At 72.6% G+C, this 23,146-nt stretch carries 22 protein-coding genes; 15 read left to right on the top strand and 7 right to left on the bottom strand.

Annotated features, from left to right (window positions below; translation table 11 throughout):
• The first annotated feature begins 92 nt into the window (after window positions 1-92).
• The 3 genes from ACFZAX_RS09940 (at window position 93) to hutH (ending at window position 3,874) form a co-directional block, all read left to right on the top strand.
• The gene (locus ACFZAX_RS09940; RefSeq protein WP_390960471.1) at window positions 93-908 is read left to right on the top strand and encodes an enoyl-CoA hydratase-related protein; all 816 of its coding nucleotides are present in this window, start codon (window positions 93-95) and stop codon (window positions 906-908) included.
• 132 nt (window positions 909-1,040) lie between these two features.
• A complete protein-coding gene (locus ACFZAX_RS09945) occupies window positions 1,041-2,198 on the top strand; it encodes a diguanylate cyclase domain-containing protein (protein WP_390960472.1) in 1,158 nt (385 codons plus the stop codon).
• Window positions 2,199-2,329: 131 nt separating this feature from the next.
• The gene (gene hutH, locus ACFZAX_RS09950) at window positions 2,330-3,874 is read left to right on the top strand and encodes a histidine ammonia-lyase (protein WP_390960525.1); all 1,545 of its coding nucleotides are present in this window, start codon (window positions 2,330-2,332) and stop codon (window positions 3,872-3,874) included.
• Window positions 3,875-3,944: 70 nt separating this feature from the next.
• Here the strand turns inward: hutH and ACFZAX_RS09955 are convergent, their stop codons facing one another.
• Complete coding sequence (locus ACFZAX_RS09955; RefSeq protein WP_390960473.1) at window positions 3,945-4,253, bottom strand: hypothetical protein; 309 nt, start codon at window positions 4,251-4,253, stop codon at window positions 3,945-3,947.
• A 218-nt stretch (window positions 4,254-4,471) separates the two neighbouring features.
• Between ACFZAX_RS09955 and ACFZAX_RS09960 the strand changes: the two genes are divergently transcribed.
• The 8 genes from ACFZAX_RS09960 (at window position 4,472) to ACFZAX_RS09995 (ending at window position 12,175) form a co-directional block, all read left to right on the top strand.
• Window positions 4,472-4,939 (top strand): hypothetical protein, encoded by a 468-nt coding sequence (locus ACFZAX_RS09960; RefSeq protein ID WP_390960474.1) that lies wholly within the window; start codon window positions 4,472-4,474, stop codon window positions 4,937-4,939.
• 332 nt (window positions 4,940-5,271) lie between these two features.
• Entirely contained in the window at window positions 5,272-6,540 is a 1,269-nt protein-coding gene (locus tag ACFZAX_RS09965; protein ID WP_390960475.1) for an Ig-like domain-containing protein, read from the top strand.
• A 209-nt stretch (window positions 6,541-6,749) separates the two neighbouring features.
• Window positions 6,750-8,234 (top strand): ABC transporter permease, encoded by a 1,485-nt coding sequence (locus tag ACFZAX_RS09970; RefSeq protein WP_390960476.1) that lies wholly within the window; start codon window positions 6,750-6,752, stop codon window positions 8,232-8,234.
• 49 nt (window positions 8,235-8,283) lie between these two features.
• Window positions 8,284-8,967, top strand: coding sequence for an ATP-binding cassette domain-containing protein (locus ACFZAX_RS09975; RefSeq protein WP_390960477.1), 684 nt, complete (start codon window positions 8,284-8,286; stop codon window positions 8,965-8,967).
• A gap of 200 nt (window positions 8,968-9,167) precedes the next feature.
• Window positions 9,168-9,293, top strand: coding sequence for a hypothetical protein (locus ACFZAX_RS09980; protein ID WP_390960478.1), 126 nt, complete (start codon window positions 9,168-9,170; stop codon window positions 9,291-9,293).
• A gap of 283 nt (window positions 9,294-9,576) precedes the next feature.
• The gene (gene gdhA, locus ACFZAX_RS09985) at window positions 9,577-10,956 is read left to right on the top strand and encodes an NADP-specific glutamate dehydrogenase (protein WP_390960479.1); all 1,380 of its coding nucleotides are present in this window, start codon (window positions 9,577-9,579) and stop codon (window positions 10,954-10,956) included.
• Window positions 10,957-11,203: 247 nt separating this feature from the next.
• A complete protein-coding gene (locus ACFZAX_RS09990; RefSeq protein WP_390960480.1) occupies window positions 11,204-11,674 on the top strand; it encodes a helix-turn-helix domain-containing protein in 471 nt (156 codons plus the stop codon).
• A 93-nt stretch (window positions 11,675-11,767) separates the two neighbouring features.
• A complete protein-coding gene (locus ACFZAX_RS09995) occupies window positions 11,768-12,175 on the top strand; it encodes a hypothetical protein (RefSeq protein ID WP_390960481.1) in 408 nt (135 codons plus the stop codon).
• A gap of 163 nt (window positions 12,176-12,338) precedes the next feature.
• On the opposite strand, the gene msrA is transcribed toward ACFZAX_RS09995, so the two are convergent.
• From msrA to ACFZAX_RS10015, 4 genes are all read right to left on the bottom strand, one after another.
• Entirely contained in the window at window positions 12,339-13,004 is a 666-nt protein-coding gene (msrA, locus tag ACFZAX_RS10000; RefSeq protein WP_390960526.1) for a peptide-methionine (S)-S-oxide reductase MsrA, read from the bottom strand.
• Window positions 13,005-13,076: 72 nt separating this feature from the next.
• Complete coding sequence (locus ACFZAX_RS10005; protein WP_390960482.1) at window positions 13,077-14,201, bottom strand: hypothetical protein; 1,125 nt, start codon at window positions 14,199-14,201, stop codon at window positions 13,077-13,079.
• A gap of 68 nt (window positions 14,202-14,269) precedes the next feature.
• The gene (locus ACFZAX_RS10010; protein WP_390960483.1) at window positions 14,270-15,988 is read right to left on the bottom strand and encodes a M48 family metalloprotease; all 1,719 of its coding nucleotides are present in this window, start codon (window positions 15,986-15,988) and stop codon (window positions 14,270-14,272) included.
• Between the two features lie 197 nt (window positions 15,989-16,185).
• Window positions 16,186-17,292 (bottom strand): hypothetical protein, encoded by a 1,107-nt coding sequence (locus tag ACFZAX_RS10015; RefSeq protein ID WP_390960484.1) that lies wholly within the window; start codon window positions 17,290-17,292, stop codon window positions 16,186-16,188.
• Window positions 17,293-17,359: 67 nt separating this feature from the next.
• On the opposite strand from ACFZAX_RS10015, the gene ACFZAX_RS10020 reads away from it, so the two are divergent.
• On the top strand, window positions 17,360-18,505 hold the full coding sequence (locus tag ACFZAX_RS10020) for a cystathionine gamma-synthase (protein WP_390960485.1): 1,146 nt from the start codon (window positions 17,360-17,362) through the stop codon (window positions 18,503-18,505).
• Window positions 18,506-18,697: 192 nt separating this feature from the next.
• Here the strand turns inward: ACFZAX_RS10020 and ACFZAX_RS10025 are convergent, their stop codons facing one another.
• Both ACFZAX_RS10025 and ACFZAX_RS10030 read right to left on the bottom strand, forming a co-directional pair.
• Complete coding sequence (locus ACFZAX_RS10025; protein ID WP_390960486.1) at window positions 18,698-18,895, bottom strand: DUF1059 domain-containing protein; 198 nt, start codon at window positions 18,893-18,895, stop codon at window positions 18,698-18,700.
• A 51-nt stretch (window positions 18,896-18,946) separates the two neighbouring features.
• Window positions 18,947-19,477, bottom strand: a complete 531-nt coding sequence (locus ACFZAX_RS10030; RefSeq protein ID WP_390960487.1) for a MarR family transcriptional regulator — start codon at window positions 19,475-19,477, stop codon at window positions 18,947-18,949.
• A 178-nt stretch (window positions 19,478-19,655) separates the two neighbouring features.
• Here ACFZAX_RS10030 and ilvA point away from each other — a divergent pair, with 178 nt between their 5' ends.
• From ilvA to ACFZAX_RS10045, 3 genes are all read left to right on the top strand, one after another.
• The gene (gene ilvA, locus ACFZAX_RS10035; protein ID WP_390960488.1) at window positions 19,656-20,888 is read left to right on the top strand and encodes a threonine ammonia-lyase; all 1,233 of its coding nucleotides are present in this window, start codon (window positions 19,656-19,658) and stop codon (window positions 20,886-20,888) included.
• Window positions 20,889-21,038: 150 nt separating this feature from the next.
• The gene (locus ACFZAX_RS10040) at window positions 21,039-22,142 is read left to right on the top strand and encodes an ATP-binding cassette domain-containing protein (protein WP_390960489.1); all 1,104 of its coding nucleotides are present in this window, start codon (window positions 21,039-21,041) and stop codon (window positions 22,140-22,142) included.
• A complete protein-coding gene (locus ACFZAX_RS10045; protein WP_390960490.1) occupies window positions 22,139-22,993 on the top strand; it encodes an ABC transporter permease in 855 nt (284 codons plus the stop codon). Before ACFZAX_RS10040 ends, ACFZAX_RS10045 begins: the two co-directional genes overlap by 4 nt.
• Window positions 22,994-23,146: the final 153 nt, after the last annotated feature.

A 23,146-nucleotide genomic window follows, 5' to 3' on the forward strand; every position in this document is an offset into this window, starting at 1 on the left:
CCCTGGGCGTGTCCGGCGGATCCTGACCGGGTCCGCGACGCCCGGCACGCCCTAAGCTCCCCCGGAACACCACCACCGGAGGGATGGAACCCATGAGTGTCACGTCCGAGGAGCGGTTCGGGGAGTTCGTCGTCGTACGGCGCCACACGGAGTCCGGGTACGTCGCGGAGCTGGTGCTCGACCGCCCGAAGGCCATGAACGCGGTCTCCTCGGAGATGGCCCGGTCCGTCGCCGCCGCCTGCGAGGCGCTCGGCGCCGACCCGGACGTACGCGTCACCGTCGTCTCCTCCAGCAGCCCGCGCGCCTTCTGCGTCGGCGCGGACCTCAAGGAGCGCAACTCCCTCAGCGACGCCGAGCTGGGGCGGCAGCGGCCGGTCTCGCGCGCCGCGTACACCGGGGTGCTGGAGCTGCCGATGCCGACCGTGGCCGCCGTGCACGGCTACGCGCTCGGCGGCGGCTTCGAGCTGGCGCTCTCCTGCGACGTGATCGTGGCCGACCGAACCGCCGTGGTGGGGCTGCCCGAGGTGTCGGTCGGGGTGATCCCTGGCGGCGGTGGCACCCAGCTGCTGCCCCGCCGGGTGGGCGCGGCCCGGGCGGCCGAGCTGATCTTCACCGCGCGCCGGGTGGAGGCGGCCGAGGCCCACGCCCTGGGGCTGGTGGACGAGCTGGTGGCGGAGGGCACGGACCGGGAGGCGGCGCTGGCGCTGGCCGGGCGGATGGCCGCCAACTCCCCCGTCGGGCTGCGGGCGGCGAAGCGCGCCCTGCGGCTCGGCCACGGGCTCGACCTGCGGACGGGGCTCGAGGTGGAGGACGCGGCCTGGCGGTCGGTGGCCTTCTCCGGCGACCGCGCGGAGGGCGTGGCCGCGTTCAACGAGAAGCGCGCGCCCCGGTGGCCGGGGCTGGGGTGACCCGGGCCGTGCCGCGCCCTTCCGGGTGGGTGACGCAACGTGACGGCGGCGGGGGGCGGCCGGGTACGTTCACCGGCCCGGCCGGAATTTGTCGGGTGATCGCACCAGCTCATACGTACATAAGCTGGTGCGATGGATGGTGACGATGTGCGACTGCGAGCGGTGGTGTCGCTGGCGCAGACCATGGCGGCGGCCTACACCGCGAAGGAGTCGTGGCGGGCCGCGGCCCTGGGCGCCTGCGAGGCGTTGGGCGGCTCCTTCGCCGCGCTCTCCGTGTGGGAGCGCGACCGGGGCAGGCTCCGCGTCCTGGTGAACGCGGGGGAGCGGGCCGAGGGGGAGGAGGAGTTCCCCGAGGAGGAGGCCTACCCCGTCCACCGGTTCCCGGAGATCACCGAGTTCCTGCACGAGCGCTGGGCGGGCGGCGGTGAACCCGACGCCTGGGTGGAGACCGCGGAGGGGCAGCACCCGGGCGGCGGCGCGCCGGCCCGGGGGGCCCGCCCGTTCTGCCACCAGCGGGTGGCCGCGCTCCAGCGGCGCGGCCGGGGGTGCTGCGTGGTCGCGCCGATCGTGCTGCACGGCCGGGCCTGGGGCGAGCTGTACGTGGCCCGCCCGGCCGGGGCACCCGTCTTCGACCGGGACGACGCCGACTTCGCGACGGTGCTCGCGGCCGTGGTCGCGGCGGGCATCGCGCAGACCGAGCGGCTGGAGGAGGTGCGCAAGCTCGCCTTCACCGATCCGCTGACCGGCCTCGCCAATCGCCGGGCGGTGGACATCCGGCTGGACGAGGCGGTGGAGCGGCACCGGGCCGAGGGGGTCGTGGTCAGCCTGGTGGTCTGCGACCTCAACGGGCTCAAGTCGGTCAACGACACCCACGGCCACGCGGTCGGCGACCGTCTGCTGGAACGTTTCGGCTCGGTGCTCTCACGGTGCGGGGCCATGCTGCCGGACGCCCTCGCCGCCCGGCTCGGCGGCGACGAGTTCTGCCTGATCTCCGTCGGGCCCGGGGCGGACGAGGTGATCCGGGTGGCCGGGGAACTGTGCGAACGCGCCGCAGCCCTGGAGCTGGGCGACGGGGTGGCCTGCGGGGTCGCCTCGACCGGCGACCCGATCGGGCCGGTCCACTCGGCCCGGCGGCTCTTCCGGCTCGCCGACGCCGCGCAGTACCGCGCGAAGGCCGACCGTGCGGTGGGGCCGGTGGTGGCCGGGCGGGACGGCGAGGTGATGCGGCTCGCCGACTCTCCGCCCACCCCGGCCCACGACCGCCGGAGGCTGCGGGGGAACCTGCCGTGAGAGCGGCTGGGGCGGGCCGCCGGTAAAGCGGCTGGGGCGCGCCGCGGCCGGGGCGGGCCGCCGGTAAGGGGTCAACCCGCCGAGCACTGGTGACATGGCCAGTTTCAGTGCGTAGGGTCCTGAATATGGATATGCACACTGTCGTGGTGGGGACCTCCGGAACCACCGCCGAGGACGTCCTGGCCGTGGCGCGTGAGGGCGCTCGCGTGGTCCTGTCCCCGGAGGCCCTGGACGCCCTCGCCGCCGCCCGCAGGACCGTCGACGCGCTCGCCGCGCGCCCGGAACCCGTCTACGGCGTCTCCACCGGCTTCGGCGCCCTCGCCACCCGCCACATCAGCCCCGAGCTGCGCGGACGCCTCCAGCGCAACATCGTCCGCTCGCACGCGGCGGGCATGGGCCCGCACGTGGAGCGCGAGGTGGTGCGCGCGCTGATGTTCCTCCGGCTCAAGACGGTCGCCTCCGGCCACACCGGCGTACGCCCCGAGGTCGCGCAGACCATGGCCGACCTCCTCAACGCCGGCATCACCCCGGTCGTCCACGAGTTCGGCTCGCTCGGCTGCTCGGGCGACCTCGCCCCGCTCTCGCACTGCGCCCTAGCGCTGATGGGCGAGGGGGAGGCCGAGGGCCCGGACGGCGCCGTGCGCCCCGCCGCCGAACTCCTCGCCGAGCACGGCATCGCCCCGGTGGAGCTGCGCGAGAAGGAGGGCCTCGCCCTCCTCAACGGCACCGACGGCATGCTCGGCATGCTGGTGATGGCCCTCGCCGACCTGCGCGCCCTCTACACCAGCGCCGACATCACCGCCGCGCTCTCGCTGGAGGCGCTGCTCGGCACCGAGAAGGTCCTCGCCCCCGAGCTGCACGCCATCCGCCCGCACCCCGGGCAGGGCGTCAGTGCCGCCAACATGCTGCGGGTGCTGGAGGGTTCCGGCCTCACCGGTCACCACCAGGACGACGCGCCCCGGGTGCAGGACGCCTACTCCGTACGCTGCGCGCCCCAGGTCAACGGCGCGGGCCGGGACACCCTCGCGTACGCCGCCACGGTCGCGGACCGGGAGCTCGCCTCCGCCGTCGACAACCCGGTGGTGCTGCCGGACGGGCGGGTGGAGTCCAACGGCAACTTCCACGGCGCCCCGGTGGCGTACGTCCTCGACTTCCTGGCGATCGTCGCCGCCGACCTCGGTTCCATCTGCGAGCGCCGCACCGACCGGCTGCTGGACAAGAACCGCTCGCACGGGCTGCCGCCGTTCCTCGCCGACGACGCGGGGGTGGATTCCGGTCTGATGATCGCTCAGTACACCCAGGCGGCCCTGGTCAGCGAGATGAAGCGGCTGGCCGTGCCCGCGTCCGCCGATTCGATCCCGTCCTCCGCGATGCAGGAGGACCACGTCTCGATGGGCTGGTCGGCCGCGCGCAAGCTCCGTACCGCCGTGGACGACCTCTCCCGGATCGTCGCGGTCGAGCTGTACGCGGCGGCGCGCGCCGTCGAACTGCGCGCCGCCGGAGGGCTGTTCCCCGCCCTCGCCTCCCGCGCCGCCGTGGAGGCGCTGCGCGAGGCGGGCGCCGAGGGTCCGGGGCCGGACCGTTTCCTCGCCCCCGACCTGGCCGCCGCGGACGCGTTCGTCCGCGGCGGCGGGCTGGTCCGGGCCGTGGAGCGGGTCACCGGACCGCTGGGCTGACGCACCCGGCCCCGCCCGGCCCGCCCGCCCTCCGGAACCGGGGGAGGGCGGCCGGGCGGCGGCCGTCATGTCACGCGGGCGAGGAGGACCGGCGGTCCGAGCGGGCGACGTACCCCGCGCCGAGGCCCAGCAGGACCGTGCCGCCGATCAGATACGGCGTGGCCCCCGTGCCGGACCCGGAGTCCGCCTGGGCGAACTCCCGGCTCGACGAGCCGTACGACCCGTCCGTCCGCCCCACCGGTACGGTGGCCGCGGTTCTCGCCGACGCGGCGTCCGTGTGCGTGTCGGCCGTGGTCTTCGCCGACGGTACGAAGCAGAGCGCGCCCAGCACGATGCCTGCGGCGGAGACGGTCAGCAGTGTGCGACGAGTGATGGTCACAGATTCGATCCCCTGACGACGACCTTGAGTTGACCCCCGTGGGCCGATGGTACGACCTTCATCAGGGCGCACCGGCCGGCCCCGGCGCGTACGGCCCCCGGGGACGTGCCGCTCCGGCGGACGCGGGGCTCGCCGCGCACGCGGACCTCCCCGCGAACGGGAGCCGCCCGCAGCGGGTCGCTGGTACGCACGTGAACCGGAGCCCTACGCTCCGGCCCATGAGTACTTCCGAGAGCACGTCACAGAACATGGCCCGGGGCCTGGCCCGGGACGCGCGGGAGCCGGGCGCCGAGGACGCTCCGCAGCCCGCGTTCGTCCGCCTCCAGGTGGAGCTGGTGGTGGAGGTCACCGACCTGGAAGCCCTCACCGGCACCGCCCTGGAAGCGGTCGCAGCCGAGTACGAGGACGCGCTCCCCGACCCCGACGACGACGGGGCCGACCAGGAGCGCAGGCATGCCGAGTCCCTTGTCCGGGCAGACGCCGCAGAGGCGCTCGCTTCACTGATCGACCCGTTCGACCTGGTCGGGGCCGTGCCCGGGATCGAGCTCGCGCAGGCATCGTGGAGCAGCGAGGCCGTCGAGCACGACGCGTACGACGGTGAGGACGAGGGCGACGACGACGGCTATGACGACGACGGCTACGAGTACGACGACGAGGACGACGACGCGGAGAGCGGGAAGGAATAGCCCGGCTCCGGCCCCGGCTCCGCGCCGGGGCCGGGACGGGGGAGGCCGGCAGCCGAGGAGAACGGAAGGGGCGACCACGCGGACAGCCGTCCGCGGCGACCGGTCCGACCAGTGAGGACGCCGTTTCCGGGCCGCGCGCCGGCCCGGACCGGAACCGCGCCGGGCCGGACACGCGGAGGCGGGAACCAAGGCCGCCGGGGACGCGTCGATGAGTGGTGTTCCCCACATCCCGTGCGGATGTGGAACGGATCGCCACCGACCGGGGTTCTGGAACATTGACGGGGACCCGCATCTGGCGGTGCCGTTACGGGGATTTTGGGGAATTGGCAACGATGGAGAAGCGTGTGATCACGGACAGCAAGCGGCGCAAGGGCCTCATGGCCGCGTCCGCCCTGCTCGGCGGCGTGCTGGTGCTCTCGGCGTGCAGCGGCGGCGACGATTCGAGTCCCACGGGTGCCGGCAGTTCTCAGAAGTCCCAGACCGCGGTCGACGAGGCCGCGGCCCAGGACGTCTCCGAGGCCCAGATATCGATCGAGCCGAAGAACGGCTCCACCAACGCCAGCATCAACAACGCGGCCAAGGTCACCGTCGCCAAGGGGACGCTGACCACCGTCACCATGACGACCGCCGACGGGGACGCCGTGGAGGGCACGCTCGCCGCGGACGGGAAGAGCTGGAAGCCCGCCGCCCAGCTGGAGCGCTCGACCACGTACAAGGTCATCGCCTCGGCGAAGGACTCCAAGGGCCGAGAGGCCCACGAGAACGGTTCCTTCACGACCGTCTCGCCCGACAACAGCTTCATCGGGAACTTCACCCCCGAGGACGGTTCCACCGTCGGCGTCGGCATGCCGGTCTCGATCAACTTCAACAAGGCGATCACCGACAAGTCGGCCGTCCAGGCCGGCATCACGGTCACGTCGAGCAGCGGCCAGGAAGTCGAGGGCCACTGGTTCAACTCGCAGCGCCTCGACCTCCGCCCCGAGGACTACTGGACGAGCGGCTCCACCGTCACGCTGAAGCTCGCGCTGGACGGTGTCGAGGGCGCGGACGGCGTCTACGGCGTGCAGCAGAAGACGGTCACGTTCAAGGTGGGCCGCAACCAGGTCTCCACCGTCGACGCGAAGGCGCACACGATGACCGTCACCCAGGACGGGAAGACGGTCAGGACGATCCCGATCTCCGCCGGTTCGCCCGACAACCCCACGTACAACGGTCAGATGGTGATCTCCGAGAAGTACAAGGAGACCCGGATGGACGGCGCCACCGTCGGCTTCACCGACGACGACGGCAAGGGCGAGTACGACATCAAGGACGTCCCGCACGCCATGCGCCTCTCCAGCTCGGGCACCTTCGTGCACGGCAACTACTGGGGCAGCTCCAGCATCTTCGGCTCGGCCAACACCAGTCACGGCTGCGTCGGCCTCCAGGACGTCAAGGGCGCCGGCGACGCCGACCAGCCCGCCGCGTGGTTCTACAACCACTCGATCGTCGGCGACGTCGTCATCGTGAAGAACTCCCCGGACAAGACCATCGCCCCCGACAACGGTCTCAACGGCTGGAACATGAGCTGGTCGGAGTGGACCGCCGACTCGGCGGCCTGATCCCCGCCACCCCGCTTCTCCCCCACCCGAGGGCGGTGGCACCCCGGTCCGCACGGACCGCCGGTGCCACCGCCCTCGGGCGTTGGCGGGGGTTCCTGGTGCTTCGCGAAGCTTGGGTACCGGCCCGGGAGTTCCCGGCCCGACAGGTTCTCATCCTGCTCTCATGAGGGCCTTAACCCACCATCACGCCCGGTCCATAGGTTCGCGGCATGTTCTTCACCTACCTCCGGCGCGAGCTGCGCCGTCGCAGAAAGGCGGCGCTCGTCGTCGCCTCGGGGCTCGCCCTCGGCATTGCGCTGGTCATCGTCGTCAGCTCGGTCACCGCCGGGATGGGCAAGGCCCAGGACAAGGTCCTGGAATCGCTCTACGGCCTCGGCACGGACATGACCGTGACCAAGGCCGCCGCCGCCCAGGGCACCACGGGTGCCCAGGAGCGCCCGAAGTTCAACTTCGACGCCAACGACAGCGACGACGACGCGACGCAGAGCACCGACCGCGTCATGGTCCAGGGCTTCCAGACCCTGGCCGACTCCACCGTCACCAAGGTCGGGCAGCAGTCCGGCGTGGCGACCGCGGTCGGCGGGCTGAGCCTGAACGTCATGAAGGTCGACGGCCAGTTCAAGCGCGGCGAGTTCAAGCAGGACAGCTCGTCCGGTGGCGCCGGCGGTGGCCAGGGCGGCTACGGCGGCGGCCAGGGCGGCGGCGGTGGCGCCCCGCAGGGCCGCGTCGAGGGCGGCGGCGCCTCCTTCGACGTCAACTCCTTCACCGTGTACGGCACCGACGTCGCGCACCAGGACCTCGGTCCGCTGACCTCCTCCGAGATCACCAAGGGCCGTACCTTCAAGACCACCGAGACGAACGGCAAGGTCGCGATCGTCGACGCCGCCTACGCCAAGGAGAAGTCGCTCGCGGTCGACAAGACCGTCACCATCTCGGGCACCAAGTTCACGATCATCGGTGTCTCCACCGCCAGCAGCGGTGACGCCGCCGCGAACGTCTACATCCCGCTCCAGCAGGCCCAGACGCTCTCGGACTCGAAGGCCAAGGTCACCACGGTCTACGTGAAGGCCAAGGACTCCACCGCCATCGACAGCGTCAAGTCGACCATCCAGAAGAACATCTCGGGTACCACCGTCACCACCTCCGCCGACCTGGCCGACACGGTCTCCGGCTCCCTCTCCACCGCATCCGACCTGGCCTCCAGCGTCGGCAAGTGGCTCTCCATCGTCGTCCTGATCGCCGCCTTCGTGGTGGCGGGCCTGCTGACCTCCTCCGCGGTCAGCCGCCGCGTCCGCGAGTTCGGCACCCTGAAGGCGCTGGGCTGGAAGAGCGGCAGGGTCACCCGCCAGGTCGTCGGCGAGGCGCTCGTCAACGGCCTCATGGGCGGTGTCCTCGGCATCGCCGTCGGCCTGGCCGGCGCGTACATCGTCACCGCGATCAGCCCCACCCTCACCGCGGAGCTCGGCTCCGGCGGTGGCGGCGGCGGTGGCGGCATGGGCGGCGGCGGGATGGGCGGCCCCGGCCGTCAGGCCGCCGCCAAGACCCTGGACATCGCGCTGACCGCGCCGGTCTCCCTCTCCACCATCGTGATCGCTGTCGTACTGGCCGTGGCGGGCGGGCTCATCGCCGGCGCGTTCGGCGGCTGGCGCGCCTCCCGGCTGCGCCCGGCCGACGCCCTGCGCCGCGTCGAGTAGTCACCGGCTCCACGACCTCACCTTCCGTACGTACAGCAGGAGTCCACACGTGTACCAGCTCAGAGGCGTCACCAAGCGCTACCTGCGGGGAAAGACCAAGGTCGACGCGCTCGCCGGGGTCGACCTGACCATCGAGGACGGTGGCCGGCTCGTCATCCAGGGCCCCACCGGCGGCGGCAAGTCCACCCTCCTCCAGATGCTCGGCGGCCTCGACCGGCCGACCGAGGGCACCATCGAGCTCGACGGCGTCGACCTCGCCAAGCTCTCCGAGGCCAAGCTCACCAAGGTCAGGGCCGAGTCCATCGGCTTCGTCTTCCAGAGCTTCAACCTGATCCCCACGCTCACCGCCGCCGAGAACGTCGAGACCGCCCTGGTCCCGCTCGGCATCGGCGCCAAGCTCCGCCGCGAGCGGGCCATCGAGGCGCTGGAGTCGGTCGGCCTCGGTGACCGCCCCACCCACCTGCCGAGCGAGATGTCCGGCGGGCAGCAGCAGCGCGTCGCCATCGCCCGCGCGCTCGTCAAGAAGCCCAAGGTGCTCCTCGCGGACGAGCCGACCGGCAACCTCGACGAGTCGATGCGCGACGAGATCATGGCGCTGCTCGAAGGGCTCTGGAAGGAGCTGGGGCTGACCTTCGTCATGGTCACCCACGACAGCTCCCTCGCCCGCAAGGCCCCGCGCCTCGCCACCATCCGCAAGGGCAAGGTCACCATCACGGAGAACGCCGCCGCCTGACCCGCCCGGCCCGCACCACGGACGCGCCGACCACCTCCGGGTGGCCGGCGCGTCCGCGTGTGCGGGTACGTTCCCGCGGAGACGGGAAGCGAAGCGGTGACTCGGGAGGGCGCGCGGATGGGTGCGGGGAGGGGGCGCGGACGGGTGGCCGGGGCGCCCGCCGGAGGCTTCTGCGCGGAGCCGGGGCTGTCGGCGAGATCGTGGTGGACGGCACCGGCTCGCCGTGGGTGCACGGGCGGTTCGTGCCCGGTCCGGCCTACGACGACGGCGTACGCGCCCTCTTCGCACGCGGCCTGACGCGCTCCTCCGCGCCCGCCGCGATGTGATCCCGCCCACATCGACGGGTGGCCGTGCACGCCGGAGGAGGCCGGTGATCCTTCGGGTCCGTACGGTCGTTCGGCGGCTCGGACGGCCCGGTGCGACCGCCGGACGGTGGCCACTATGTGGATGATCCGGAGGGGGCGTGCCTTCCGAGAGGACACTTGAGCCATACACCGGTTCTGTTCGTCCCCCGTACGTGTCCGCACGCGGGCGGGTGGTGAGGGCCGGGTGCGCTCTCGGGACGGGCGCGCACGTATCTGCCCCTGCTCCATGGAAGGTCTTGATCAGATGTCGGTATCTTCTGAATCCGCTCTCTCGTCGTCTGCCGAGAGCCGCGTCATCGAGCCGCTCTACGCGGAGGTCCTCCGCCGCAACCAGGGCGAGAAGGAGTTCCACCAGGCCGTCCGGGAGGTCCTGGAGACCCTCGGCCCGGTGCTCGCCGCGCGCCCCGAGTTCGTGGACGCCCGGATCGTCGAGCGGCTGTGCGAGCCCGAGCGTCAGCTCATCTTCCGCGTGCCGTGGTCGGACGACAACGGCGACATCCACGTCAACCGGGGCTTCCGCGTCGAGTTCTCCAGCTCGCTCGGCCCGTACAAGGGCGGACTGCGCTTCCACCCCTCGGTCAACCTCGGCATCGTCAAGTTCCTCGGCTTCGAGCAGATCTTCAAGAACGCCCTCACCGGCATGCCGATCGGCGGCGGCAAGGGCGGCTCCGACTTCGACCCCAAGGGCCGTTCGGACGCCGAGATCATGCGCTTCTGCCAGTCCTTCATGACCGAACTCCACCGCCACCTGGGCGAGTACACCGACGTCCCCGCCGGTGACATCGGCGTCGGCGGGCGCGAGATCGGCTACCTCTTCGGCCAGTACAAGCGGATCACCAACCGCTACGAGTCCGGCGTCCTCACCGGCAAGGGCCTCGGCTGGGGCGGCGCGCAGGCGCGTACCGAGGCCACCGGCTACGGCTGCGTCATGTTCACCTCCGAGATGCTGCGCGTCCGGGGCGAGTCGCTGGAGGGCCAGCGCATCGCCGTCTCCGGCTCCGGCAACGTCGCCATCTATGCCGTCGAGAAGGCCCAGCAGCTCGGCGCCACCGTCGTCACCTGCTCCGACTCCAGCGGGTACGTCGTGGACGAGAAGGGCATCGACCTCGACCTGCTCAAGGAGATCAAGGAGCAGGACCGGGGCCGGGTCTCCGACTACGCCGAGCGCCGCGGCGGCTCCGCCACCTTCGTGGCGGGCACCGGCCTGTGGACCGTGCCGGTCGACGTCGCGCTGCCCTGCGCCACGCAGAACGAGCTGCACGAGGAGGACGCCCGCGCGCTCGTGCGCAACGGCGTGAAGGCGGTCGCCGAAGGCGCCAACATGCCGACCACCCCGGAGGCCGTCCGCGTCTTCCAGGAGGCCGGCGTCGCCTTCGGCCCCGGCAAGGCCGCGAACGCCGGCGGCGTGGCCACCAGCGCGCTGGAGATGCAGCAGAACGCCTCGCGCGACTCGTGGAGCTTCGCCCACACCGAGGCGCGCCTGGAGGAGATCATGCGGCACATCCACGACTCCTGCCACACCACCGCCGAGCGCTACGGCAGCCCGGGCAACTACGTGGTCGGCGCCAACATCGCCGGCTTCGAACTCGTCGCCGAGGCGATGCTGGCCCAGGGCCTCATCTGAGGGCTGTCGGGTGACGGGTGACACGGCTGTCTGGTGATGGGTGACGGACGACCGTCTCTCGGCCGGGGGCCGGTTCAGCGCCTGCGTGTGCGTGGAACCGGCCCCGGTACTCGGGCCGCGGGGCGGCGGGGGCGTCCGCCGACGGTGCGACGGGGCCCGGGGGTTGCACTGTTTCTCCGTCAGCAGATCCGCCGAGGGCACAGCGCTGTACGCCCCACGGGCGCGGCGCCGCTCCTACGCTTGAGCGATGACGAACCGAGCGAGGGACACCAGCCCGCACGAACCCGGCCTGCGCCACCTCCCGCGTGGCGCCCGGGTGATAACCCTGCGACCGGTCCCGGCGACCCGGCCGTCCGCGGGCCCGGCTCCCGCGACCCGGACTCCCGCGTCGGACGCGACCCGGGAGCCGCTCCTGCGCGACCTCGTCGGCGAGGTGCTGCGCCAGGAGCGCCTCGCCCAGGAGCGGACGCTGAAGGATGTCGCGGACGCGGCGCGGATCTCCTTCGCGTACCTCTCCGAGCTGGAGCGGGGCCGCAAGGAGGCGTCCTCCGAGGTGCTCGCCTCCGCCGCGCACGCCCTGGGGCTCGGCATCGCCGACGTGCTCGGCCGGGCGGCGTCGGAGCTGGCCCGCCGGAGCGCGTTCCGTGCCGGGGCCCGGACGACCGGGCTCGTCCCCTCCCGCTCGATACCCAGGACGCAGGTGCGGCTGGCCGCCTGACGGGGCGTCCGCTCGTCCGCGCCGCCGGTCGCCCTGGACGGCACCGTAAAATTCCGTGGCGGGCGAGCGCGGAGATCACGGGGGACGGGACACATGGACAACAGCGTGGACGGCATACCGGCGGAGGTTGGGAAACCGGCATCGGTGTCGGGTCAGGCACAGGCGCCGGAGGATTCCTCCCCGCCCGCGCCCAGGAACCGGGCGGCGACGGTCAGCGGGTTCTTCGCGCTGGGCGCCGTCGGTGCCATCGGGAACTTCGCCACCGGCATCGCGCTGATGAACCCGGCTGTCTTCATCGCCCTCGCGGTCCTGTGCGCGCTGATCGCCATCCCAGTCGGACACGTGGCCCGCTTCCGGGGCAAGCGCCTGGGCGGCGTCGGGCGCGGGGTCGCCCTGGCGTCCATCCTGACGGGCTGGCTGGTGCTGTTCCTCTGCCTGCTCGGGGTGCTGGTCCTCGTCGGCCTCGTCGCCGGCTTCGCCGCGCTCACCGGCACCACCTGATCCGTTCCGGCCGGCCCGCCGGGAACGGCGCTCTCCCGGAACGGCACTCTTCCGGAACGGCGCTCTCCCGAACGACGGCGAGGGGCGCCCGTGGTGGGCGCCCCTCGCCGGGGTGTTCCGCCGTGCCGGACCGAGGTTCGCCCCTGGGCCGGCACGGTTCCGATCAGCTGCCCGCGCGGGCCACGCCGATCGGGCAGGAGACTCCGGTGCCGCCGATGCCGCAGTAGCCGCCCGGGTTCTTCTCCAGGTACTGCTGGTGGTAGCCCTCGGCCGGCCAGAAGGTGCGGCCCTCGGCGGGCAGGATCTCCGTGGTGATCTGCCCGTATCCGGAGCCCGTCAGGACCTTCTGGTACGCCTCGCGGGACGCGGCGGCGGCCTCGGCCTGCCCGGCGGAGTGGGTGTAGAGCGCCGAGCGGTACTGCGTACCGACGTCATTGCCCTGGCGGAAGCCCTGGGTCGGGTTGTGCGACTCCCAGAACAGCTTCAGCAGTTCGGTGTACGGGACGACCTCGGGGTCGAAGACCACGCGGACCGCTTCCGTGTGACCGGTCTGGCCGCTGCAGGTCTCCTCGTACGTGGGGTTCTCCGTGTAGCCGCCCTGGTAGCCGACGAGCGTCGTCCAGACGCCCTCGGTCTGCCAGAACTTGCGCTCGGCGCCCCAGAAACAGCCCAGCGCGAAGTCGGCGACCTCCAGGCCCTCCGGATACGGGCCCTGCAGCGGGTTGCCGAGCACGATGTGACGGTCGGGCACCGTGAACGTCGGGGTCGGGCTGCCCTTCAGGGCCTGCTCGGGGGTGGGGAGCACGGGTGTACGGCCGAACAGCATGATCGGTCCTCCTTCTGCGGGGCGGTATCGGGACAACGCCTTGGTACCGCCTCGCATTCCTCACGGCCGGGCGGCTCAGGAGGCCCGTGCCGCCGCCTTCACGGACAGGTCGCGCAGGTGGCAGTAGCTCGCCGCCGGGTCCCCCCGGTACGACCACGGAAGCGAGCCGACGTACCCGTCCACCAGCTTGAACTGCTCCACCGCCGCCTCGTCGCGGTCCTGGAACGAGAGGAAGTACGCCAGCACGTGACGGACCTCCGCAAGGCGTGGGTGGTCGGGGTCGGCGGCTGCGGCGTCCACGAGCGCGGCGTCCACGCGTGCGAGCACCTCGGGTGTCTTCGTGAAGCCGCCGTCGGAGGTGTCGTCGTGCTCGAAGTGCGCGATCAGCGGGAACACCTTCAGCAGGCTGCCCAGCGGCGCGTTCGAGGCGGCCTCGGCGGCGAAGGCGTGGGCCAGCTCCTCCGAGCCGCGCCACTTCTGGCACCAGTACTGGAGCGCCGAGAAATGCGCCTCGTAGTGGTGGGGTGCACGGGCCGTGATCTCCGCCCAGAGCCGGTCCATCTCCGCGTGCGGGTAGCCCAGCCCCAGCCCGGTCCAGATCTCGGTGATGTACGGAGTGGGGTCGGCGGGGTTCAGCGCGGCGGCGCGGGCTATCTCCTCGCGGGAGCGGGCCAGGACGGTGTGGAACCCCTGGAACTGCTCGCCCGTCGTGTACTCGGCCCGTTTCGCGCCCCGGATGTTCCAGGCCAGCGAGACGGTGCTGCGCGCCCGCACCACCGCCGCGTCCGGGTCCTCGGGGCGGGCGGTCTCCCACGCCAGCAGCCACGCGTCGTCCTCCGCCGCCTTGTCGCCCAGCGTGTACGCGAACCCGGAGCGGCGCTCCCAGTCCTTGGCCTCGGCCGTCTCCCGCATCAGCTCGGCGGCCGGCTTCCAGTCGCCGGCCACCGCGGCGGTGAGCGCGGCGGTCACCACCTCGGGCTCCGGGCCGGGCGCGGTCCTGTCCAGCTGGTCGCGGGGGAGCAGACCGAGCGCCGCGCACTCCTCGGGCAGCTCGTACGCGTCGGCGTCCGCCTCGGCCTTCGCGTTCGCCTCGCGCCAGCCCTCGACGGCTCCCGTCGCGATCGCCTTGCCGAAGAAGAGCACGATGGCCAGGGCGAGGAGGACGATGAGGGCCAGGACGACCCAGAGCAGTGTTGTCACGTCATGTCTCTCTGTGAATCCATAGGTGATCAGAGTCCGGGATCCGGCCGTCCGGGGACCGGGGCCGCTCAACCGGCGGTACCGGCAGCCGGCGAGTCCGGTGCGTCCGGCAGGTCCGGTGCGTCCGGCAGGTCCGGCGAGTCCGGCGAGTCCGGGGCGTCCGGCGAGGTCGCGGCCGAAGGCACCGGGGCGAGCAGGGCACGCAGCGCAGCGGTGTCGGGGATGTCGGCCACCGCCGCCTTCACGGCGGCCTCGACGTCGGGCTCGGAGCCGCCCGGAAGCGGGAGGACACGCGGCGCGGCCGGCTCCGACCAGGAGAACTTCCAGGTCAGCCGGGACTCGGCGGAGAGCTCAGCCAGCGCCATCGCCTTCACGCCGGCGAGGAGGGCGGGCCGCGCGAACTCGCGGAAGGCCCGCCCCTGGGCGGCGGCGGCCTGCTCCGAGAGCGGCAACCGCCGCGCGAGTTTCCAGAGCCGGCCGTCCTCGATCACCTTCAGCAGCGCGCCGAGCGTCGGCGGCGCCTGCGTGTACATGGCCAGTGCGCGGTGCACGGGGGAGTCCGCCGAGCGCAGCCGCGCGTCCATGGAAGCGTCCAGCAGCTCCTGCCAGCCGGCCGCGCGCGGCAGCGAGCGCACCGTGTCGGACAGCACCACGTCCTCCAGGTCCGCCAGCGTCCGGTCCATGCCGGCGAGCAGCCCGGACGCGGCACCCTTGCCCTCGTCGGTGCGACCGTCGGGGGCCAGCGCCTCGATGCGGCGCACGCGCTCCTGGACCGGCGGGTGCGCGTCGTAGCGGGAGGCGGCGTCGGCGGGCAGCCCGGCGCGCATCGAGGCGAGTTCCAGTTCGCGCGCCGCCAGCATCCGGTCGAAGCCGCCGAACACCTCGCCGCGCGGCGGCAGCAGGTCCGCAGCCAGCCCGAGCGTCGCGTACCGGTCGAGGTAGAAGCCGTGGGCGGCGCTCAGCCCAGGGATCTCGCGCAGCGCCGACACGGTGGCGTCGCGGCCCGTGATCCGGGCCGCCGCCGCGTCCGCCGCGAATTCCTGGCGGCGGGCGCCCGCGAGCGTCGCCCAGAAGTAGAACCGGGCGTACAGCCCGTACACCTTCGCCATCGTGCGGTAGGTGACGCCCGCCCGCCCCGGGGCGACGTCCGTGCCCTGCTCGCCCTCGGCGACGGCGCGTTCGGACTTCTCCCGCAGCCGTGCGCGCTCGCGGTCCGCCGTCCGGTCGGCACGTTCCTCGAACCGGGCGATGGTACGCAGCACCTGGGTACGGCCCCGGACGGTGATCCCGGCCAGCCGGGTGTCGGCGTGCGCGTAGTGGCCCAGCTCGTGGGCGAGTACCGAGCGCAGCTGCGCCTCGCTGAGCCCCTGGACGAGCGGGAGGCCGAGGTGGAGGGCGCGCGGGCCCGGCAGCATGCCGAGGAAGCGCGAGCGCTCCGAGACGGCGGCGCCGACCTCGCCGGTGAGCACGATCCGGTTCGGGGCCCGGGTCCCCACGGCGTCGGCGAGCTCACGCACCGTACGCCAGAGCGCCGGCTCGTCGGCGTCGGAGACCTCCAGTCCGACGGGGTCCTCGCCGTGCGGTGTCCGGAGCATCAGGAAGCCCTGGACGATCGGCGCGGCCACCAGCGCCGAGAGGACGTACAGCTCCACCAGCCCCGGGCCGCGCAGGCCGGCCAGGGCGAGGGACACGTCGACGCCGAGGATCGCCGCGAGGAGCAGCAGCCCGAAGACGTAGAAGCCGGCGAGCAGGACGAGGGCGCGCAGCGCGCGCAGGGTTGCGCCCACGGAATGGTTCCCCCCACGGGAATCAGGCATCAGCGGATGCATGTGACAGACCACGAACAACGACAAAGTGCGAGGTCCATAGGTTGTGGGGGCAAGTGGATCGTGTCCCAGCGGTGACCTGGAGGGCGTGGGGGACACGGCCCGGCGATCGCCACGGACCCGACGGGCGCGGGGACCCGCGGGAGAGAGGACGGTTCCTACCCGAGCAGTCGCGCCGGGCTGCCGCCGTTCGCCTCGTAGCCGGCCACCGCGAGTGCCCGGCAGACCGCGTAGGCGCCCGCCGGGTCGGCGTCCTCGGTCCAGGGCAGCGCCCCGACGTACCCGTCGATGCGGACGAACTGGTGCATCGCCTCGGACCAGCGCTCCATCCGGACCAGGAACAGCACCAGCAGATGCCGGGCATGGGCGAGCATCGGGTCGTCCTGGCGCGCCGAGTGCACCGCGTACAGCGCCCCCTCGACGGCCTTCGTCACCGCCGCGCTCCGGTAGAAGCCCGGCGTCAGGTTCACCTCGGGCAGGTTGTCGTAGAGCGCGAACAGCGGCAGCGCGGCCAGCAGTGAGCCCTGCGGGGCGAGTGCGGCGGCGGAGGTGGCGAACCGGTCGGCCAGCTCGCGCGAGCCGTGCCACTTCGTGGACCAGTAGTGCAGCGCCGCCAGGTGCGCGCCGAAGTGCGCCGGGGCGCGGTCGACGACCTGTGCCCAGAGCCGGTCGAACTCCTCGGGGGCGTAACCCAGTCCACGCGCCACCGCCAGCTGCGTGAGGTACGGAACGGGGTCGCCCGGAGCGAGCGCCGACGCCTCACCGGCGACCGCGCGCGCCTCGTCCAGCAGCAGCCGGAAGTCCTCGCTGCCCACCGCGGAGGACCGCCACGCCCGCTGCACCAGGAAATCCGCGTGCACCGCCGCCGCCCCCGGGTCCTCCGGCGCCTCGGTACGCCACGAGCGCAGCCAGGCACCGCCGGCACCGGGCCGTTCGCCGAGTTCGAGCGCGGCTGCCCCTGCGAACGCCTGTACCCGCTGCCACCGGATCTCGCCCTCCTCCGGCGTACCGGCGAGCAGTTGGGCCGCCGCCCGCCAGTCCTGGGTGGCCTGCACCACGCGGAGCACGTCGACCAGATCCCGGTCGGGGCCGGGCAGCCGCCCGTCCAGCGACTCCTGCCGCACGAAGCCGTACGTCTCCGGGTCGGCCGCGTCCGGCGATCCGGGCGTCGCGAGCCGGATACCGCCGCCCCGGCGGCGCCACAGGAACGGGCCGAGCACCGCTGTGATCATGCAGAGCACGAGCAGCAACCACAGAATCTCCATGGACCCATTGTCCCCGTACGGCCGAGCGTCCGGTGCGGGCCCCCGCGACGAACTACGCTCGGGCCTCATGACCGACCAGCACAGCTTCGAGACCCTCGCGATCCACGCGGGAAACACCGCCGATCCGCTCACCGGCGCCGTCGTTCCGCCCATCTACCAGGTGTCCACGTACAAGCAGGACGGTGTCGGCGGACTGCGCGGGGGATACGAGTACAGCCGCAGCGCCAACCCGACGCGCACCGCCCTGGAGGAGAACCTGGCGGCGCTGGAAGGAGGCCGCCGCGGACTGGCCTTCGCCTCCGGACTCGCCGCCGAGGACTGCCTGCTCCGCACGCTGCTCACCCCCGGCGACCACGTGGTGATCCCGAACGACGCCTACGGCGGCACCTTCCGGCTGTTCGCCAAGGTCGCGTCGCGCTGGGGCGTGGAGTTCTCGGTGGCCGACACCTCGGACGTGTCCGCCGTACGCGCCGCGATCACCCCGCGCACCAAGGCGGTCTGGGTCGAGACGCCCTCCAACCCGCTGCTCGGCATCACCGACATCGCGGCCGTCGCGGACGTGGCCCGCCAGGCCGGTGCCCGGCTGGTCGTCGACAACACCTTCGCCAGCCCCTATCTCCAGCAGCCGTTGGCGCTGGGCGCGGACGTCGTGGTGCACTCCACCACCAAGTACATGGGCGGCCACTCCGACGTGGTCGGTGGCGCACTGATCGTCGACGACGCCGGTCTCGCCGAGGAGTTGGCCTTCCACCAGAACGCGATGGGCGCGGTCGCCGGTCCGTTCGACGCCTGGCTGGTCCTGCGCGGCATCAAGACCCTCGCCGTGCGCATGGACCGGCACACCGAGAACGCCGGCCGGGTCGCCGAACTGCTCACCCGGCACCCCGAGGTGACGCAGGTCCTCTACCCCGGACTGCCGGACCACCCGGGCCACGAGGTCGCCGCCAAGCAGATGCGGGCGTTCGGCGGAATGGTCTCCTTCCGCGTGCGCGGTGGCGAGGAGGCGGCCGTGAAGGTCTGCAACCGCGCGAAGCTGTTCACCCTCGGTGAGTCGCTGGGGGGCGTCGAGTCGCTCCTGGAGCACCCGGGCCGGATGACCCACGCCTCCGCCGCCGGCTCCCCGCTGGAGGTCCCCGCCGACCTGGTGAGGCTGTCCGTGGGCATCGAGAACGGCGACGACCTGCTGGCCGACCTCGCCCAGGCGCTCGGCTGACGCCGAACGTCGGTGCGGAGGAGGGCTGTTGCCCGCCCCTCCGCCCTCGTGTGCGACGCCCGCCGGTACGACGCCCGCCGCTACGACCGGTGCCGGGGAGCCTTCCCCGGCACCCCGGCCCGTTACCCCCGGACACCCGCAGACACCGCAGAACGTCCGGCAGGCTCTCGGGTCCGAGCGGCTTTCCACCGGTCAGACGGCGGACTTCGCGACCTCGTCGTCCAGTGAGGCCCTGATCTGCTCACGCAGTTCGGGGCCGTCCTTGTGCTCGTGCACCGAGACGGCGTGCTCGGCCGCCGCCCGGACGACCTCGTTCTCCTCGCCGGAGATGGTCAAGGAGCAGCCCGACACACTCGGATACTTACGGCAGTCGGCGACTTTCCTGGTCATGGTGGCCTCCTCGTTTCTCACGTGGGCCTGTGGTTCCAGGGTAGTTCCCGGTCAGTCGCCCTGCTGCTGGTGGGCCGCCTGCCGGACCGCGAGAGCACCGTTGAAGCGCGTCAGCAGGGCGCAGAAGGTCGCCCGCTCCTCCTCGCTCCAGTCGTCCGTGACCTGCGACATCAGATCGCGACGGGAGGCGCGCACCTCGTCCAGGCGGGCCTGTCCGCGCGGCGACAACTGGAGCACGACCGCCCGGCCGTCCTCCGGGTGCGAGGTCCGCTTGACCAGCCCCGTGTCCACGAGCGGGGCGACCTGGCGGGTCACCGTCGAGGAGTCGATCCCCATGCCCGCGGCCAGCGCCTTCACGCCCATCGGGCCTTCCCGGTCCAGCCGGTTCAGCAGCAGGTAGGCGGCCCGGTCCATCGAGTTGCGGACCTTCCCGACGCCACCGAGACGGGTCTGCTCGGCACGCCGGGCGAAGACCGCCACCTGGTGCTGGAGCGCGTCGAGGACGACGGGGTCGGAACCCTGTGGAGGGGAGACGTCGTCCCCGGAAGGAGACGCAGCATTCGTCATGTCCTGAGGGGGCATGGCCAATAGCTCTCTTCGTGCGGTGTCGGATGGGTGGAGGACACAGTACGCGGCGAGGCGGGCGGCTGTGTCCACGGTGGGCATATCCGACCATCCGAGAACAGGCGGGGTGCCGGGGCGGCCGGGCCGCCCGACCACTCGGCGGGCGGCACTGCGGCGAGCTGCGAGACTGGCGGTCATGAGCTTCCGTACGTCCGCACCCCACCCGCCGCTGATCCTCGACGACGTCCGGGGCGCCCAGAAAATACTGTCCGGTGTGGCCAGAACGACCGTGATGGAGGGAAGCCGCCATCTGTCGGAGCTCGTCGGCGCCCCCGTCCAGTTCAAGTGCGAGAACCTCCAGCGCACCGGCTCCTTCAAGCTGCGCGGAGCCTACGTACGCATCGCGGGCCTCACCCCGGAGGAGCGGGCGGGCGGAGTCGTCGCCGCGAGTGCCGGAAACCATGCGCAGGGTGTCGCACTCGCCTCCTCGCTGCTCGGCGTACGCTCCACGGTCTTCATGCCGGTCGGCGCCCCCCTCCCCAAGGTCGCCGCGACCCGCGAGTACGGCGCCGAGGTACGGCTGCACGGCCAGGTCGTGGACGAGACCCTCGCCGCCGCCCAGGAGTACGCGGAGCGGGCCGGAGCGGTCTTCATCCACCCCTTCGACCACCCCGACATCATCGCGGGCCAGGGCACCGTCGGCCTGGAGATCCTCGAACAGTGCCCCGAGGTCCGCACCATCGTCGTCGGCATCGGCGGCGGCGGACTGGCCGCCGGCATCGCCGTCGCCGTCAAGGCGCTCCGTCCCGACGTGAAGATCATCGGGGTGCAGGCGGCGGGCGCCGCCGCGTACCCGCCCTCCCTCGCCGCCGGACACCCGGTCGCCCTGGAGACGACGCCGCAGACGATGGCCGACGGCATCAAGGTCGGCCGCCCCGGCGACGTACCGTTCGGCCTGATCCGGGAGCTGGTGGACGAGGTCCGCACCGTCACCGAGGACGAACTGTCCAGCGCCCTGCTGCTCTGCCTGGAACGGGCCAAGCTCGTCGTCGAACCCGCGGGCGCCAGCCCCGTCGCCGCGATCCTCAGCGACCCGAGGTCCTTCCGGGGCCCGGTCGTCGCCGTGCTCTCCGGCGGAAACGTGGACCCCCTGCTCATGCAGCGCACCCTCCGCCACGGCATGGCCGCGGCCGGCCGCTACCTGAGCCTGCGGGTGCGGATGGTCGACCGGCCCGGCGCGCTGGCCGCCCTGCTGGCCACCCTCTCCGGCGCCGACGCGAACGTGCTCGACATCAGCCACGTACGGACCGAACCGCGCCTCGGCCTCACCGAGGCCGAGGTCGAACTCCACCTGGAGACCAAGGGCCCCGAACACTGCGCGGAGGTCGCCACCGTCCTCCGTGCCGCCGGGCACCTCATCGTCGAGTGAGGCGGGGCCGCCTCCGGGCAGGGCCGCGCCCGGCTGTTCTCCTCGGGTGTGAATTCTCCCGAACACCCTAGGATGCGCACCGTAGGCATGTGAACGGACAACCGGTCCGTCCGACAGCAGACGGTCCCACAGCAGACGGGGGTACCTCCTGTGCCAGGTGCGATCCACGCCGAAGGCCTGGTCAAGACCTTCGGCGACGTGCGAGCGCTGGACGGCGTCGATCTCGACGTCCCCGAGGGAACGGTCCTCGGCCTCCTCGGCCCCAACGGCGCGGGCAAGACCACCGCGGTACGCGTCCTCACCACCCTGCTGCGGCCCGACAGCGGCCGGGCCGAGGTCGCGGGCATCGACGTACTGGCCAAGCCCAACGAGGTACGCCGCTCCATCGGGCTGTCCGGGCAGTTCGCCGCGGTCGACGAGTACCTGACCGGCCGCGAGAACCTGCAGATGGTCGCCCGGCTCTACCAGATGCGCGCCCGCGACGCGAAGAAGCGGGCGGACGAACTGCTGGAGCGGTTCCACCTCACCGACGCGGCCGACCGGACCACCAAGACGTACTCGGGCGGCATGCGACGCCGCCTCGACCTCGCGGCGGCCCTCGTGGTCCGGCCGCCGGTCATGTTCATGGACGAGCCGACCACCGGGCTCGACCCCCGCAACCGCCAGCAGCTCTGGGAGGTCATCGAGGAACTCGTCGGCGGCGGAACGACTCTGCTGCTGACCACGCAGTACCTCGAAGAAGCCGACCACCTCGCCCACGACATCTGCGTCATCGACCACGGCAAGGTCATCGAGCGCGGCACATCCGACCAGCTCAAGGCCCGTACCGGCGGCGAACGTGTCGAAGTCGTCGTCCACACGCCGGAGGAGATCGAACCCGCCCGCGAGGCGCTCGCCCGGTACGGCAGGGGTGAGGTCACCGTCGTACGGCACATGCGCAAACTCACCATCCCGGTCACCGGCGGCGCCAAACTCCTCGCCGAGGTCATCCGGGACCTGGACGGCCGGAACGTCGAGATCGACGACATCGGGCTGCGCCGCCCCACCCTGGACGACGTCTTCATCTCGCTCACCGGCCACGCGGCCGAGGGGGAGAGCGGCAACGGGAACGGGAACGGCGAAGGGGAGAACGGACCGAGGCGCGACGGAGGAGGCGGCTCGACGGCGGCCTCCCCCGCGCCCGGGAACCCGAAGAACACGCCCGGGAACCCGAAGAACGCGTCCGGGAACACGAAGAAGGAGGACCATCGGTGACCACCCGCACGGAAGACGCCCGGACGAGCCTGGCTCCCCGCCCGTCCGGCGGCATCGTCCAGTCGGTCGGCGACTCCCTCGTGATCGCCAAGAGGAACCTCATCCGGATGACCCGCATCCCCGAGGTGGTTCTCTTCGGGCTGATCCAGCCCATCATGTTCGTGGTGCTGTTCAGCTACGTCTTCGGCGGCTCGATGAACGTGGGCGGCTCGACCTCCCCGGAGGTCTACCGCAACTTCCTCATGGCCGGCATCTTCGCCCAGACCGTCACCTTCGCCACGGCGGGAGCGGGCGCGGGCATCGCCGACGACATGCACAAGGGCCTCATCGACCGGTTCCGCTCCCTGCCGATGGCGCGGGGCGCGGTTCTCACCGGGCGGACCATCGCCGACCTCGTGCAGACCACCCTCACGGTGATGGTGCTGGTGGTCGTGGCCCTGCTCGTCGGCTGGCGCATCCACGAGGGCATCTGGAAGGCCCTGGGCGCGTTCGGCCTGCTCCTGCTGCTCGGCTACGCCTTCTCCTGGATCGGCGCCCTCATCGGGCTGACCGTACGCACCCCCGAGGCGGCGACCTCCGGTGGCCTTATCTGGCTCTTCCCGGTGACCTTCATCTCCAACGCCTTCGTGGACTCCAGCCAGATGGTGTCCTGGCTCCAGCCGATCGCGGACTGGAACCCCTTCAGCGCGACCGTGCAGGCGTGCCGCGTGCTGTTCGGCAACCCGGGGGTGTCGCCGTCCGACGCCTGGCCGATGCAGCACCCGGTCTGGGCCTCGCTGATCTGGTCCGTGGTGATCACCGTGGTCTTCCGGACGCTGGCGGTCCGCAAGTACCGGCGGGCGGCGGTCTGAGGGCGTCGCGTCCTTCCCGGTCGGGGGGGGGGGGGGGGGCCCCCCCCCCCCCCCCCCGCCCGCCCCGCCCCCCCCCCCCGGCCCGGGCCCCCCCCCCCCCGGGGGTCGGGCCCCCGCGGGCCCCCCCGCCCCCCGGGAGAGCGCCCACGGGCG

Source organism: Streptomyces sp. NPDC008125, from assembly GCF_042957125.1.
GTDB lineage: Bacteria > Actinomycetota > Actinomycetes > Streptomycetales > Streptomycetaceae > Streptomyces.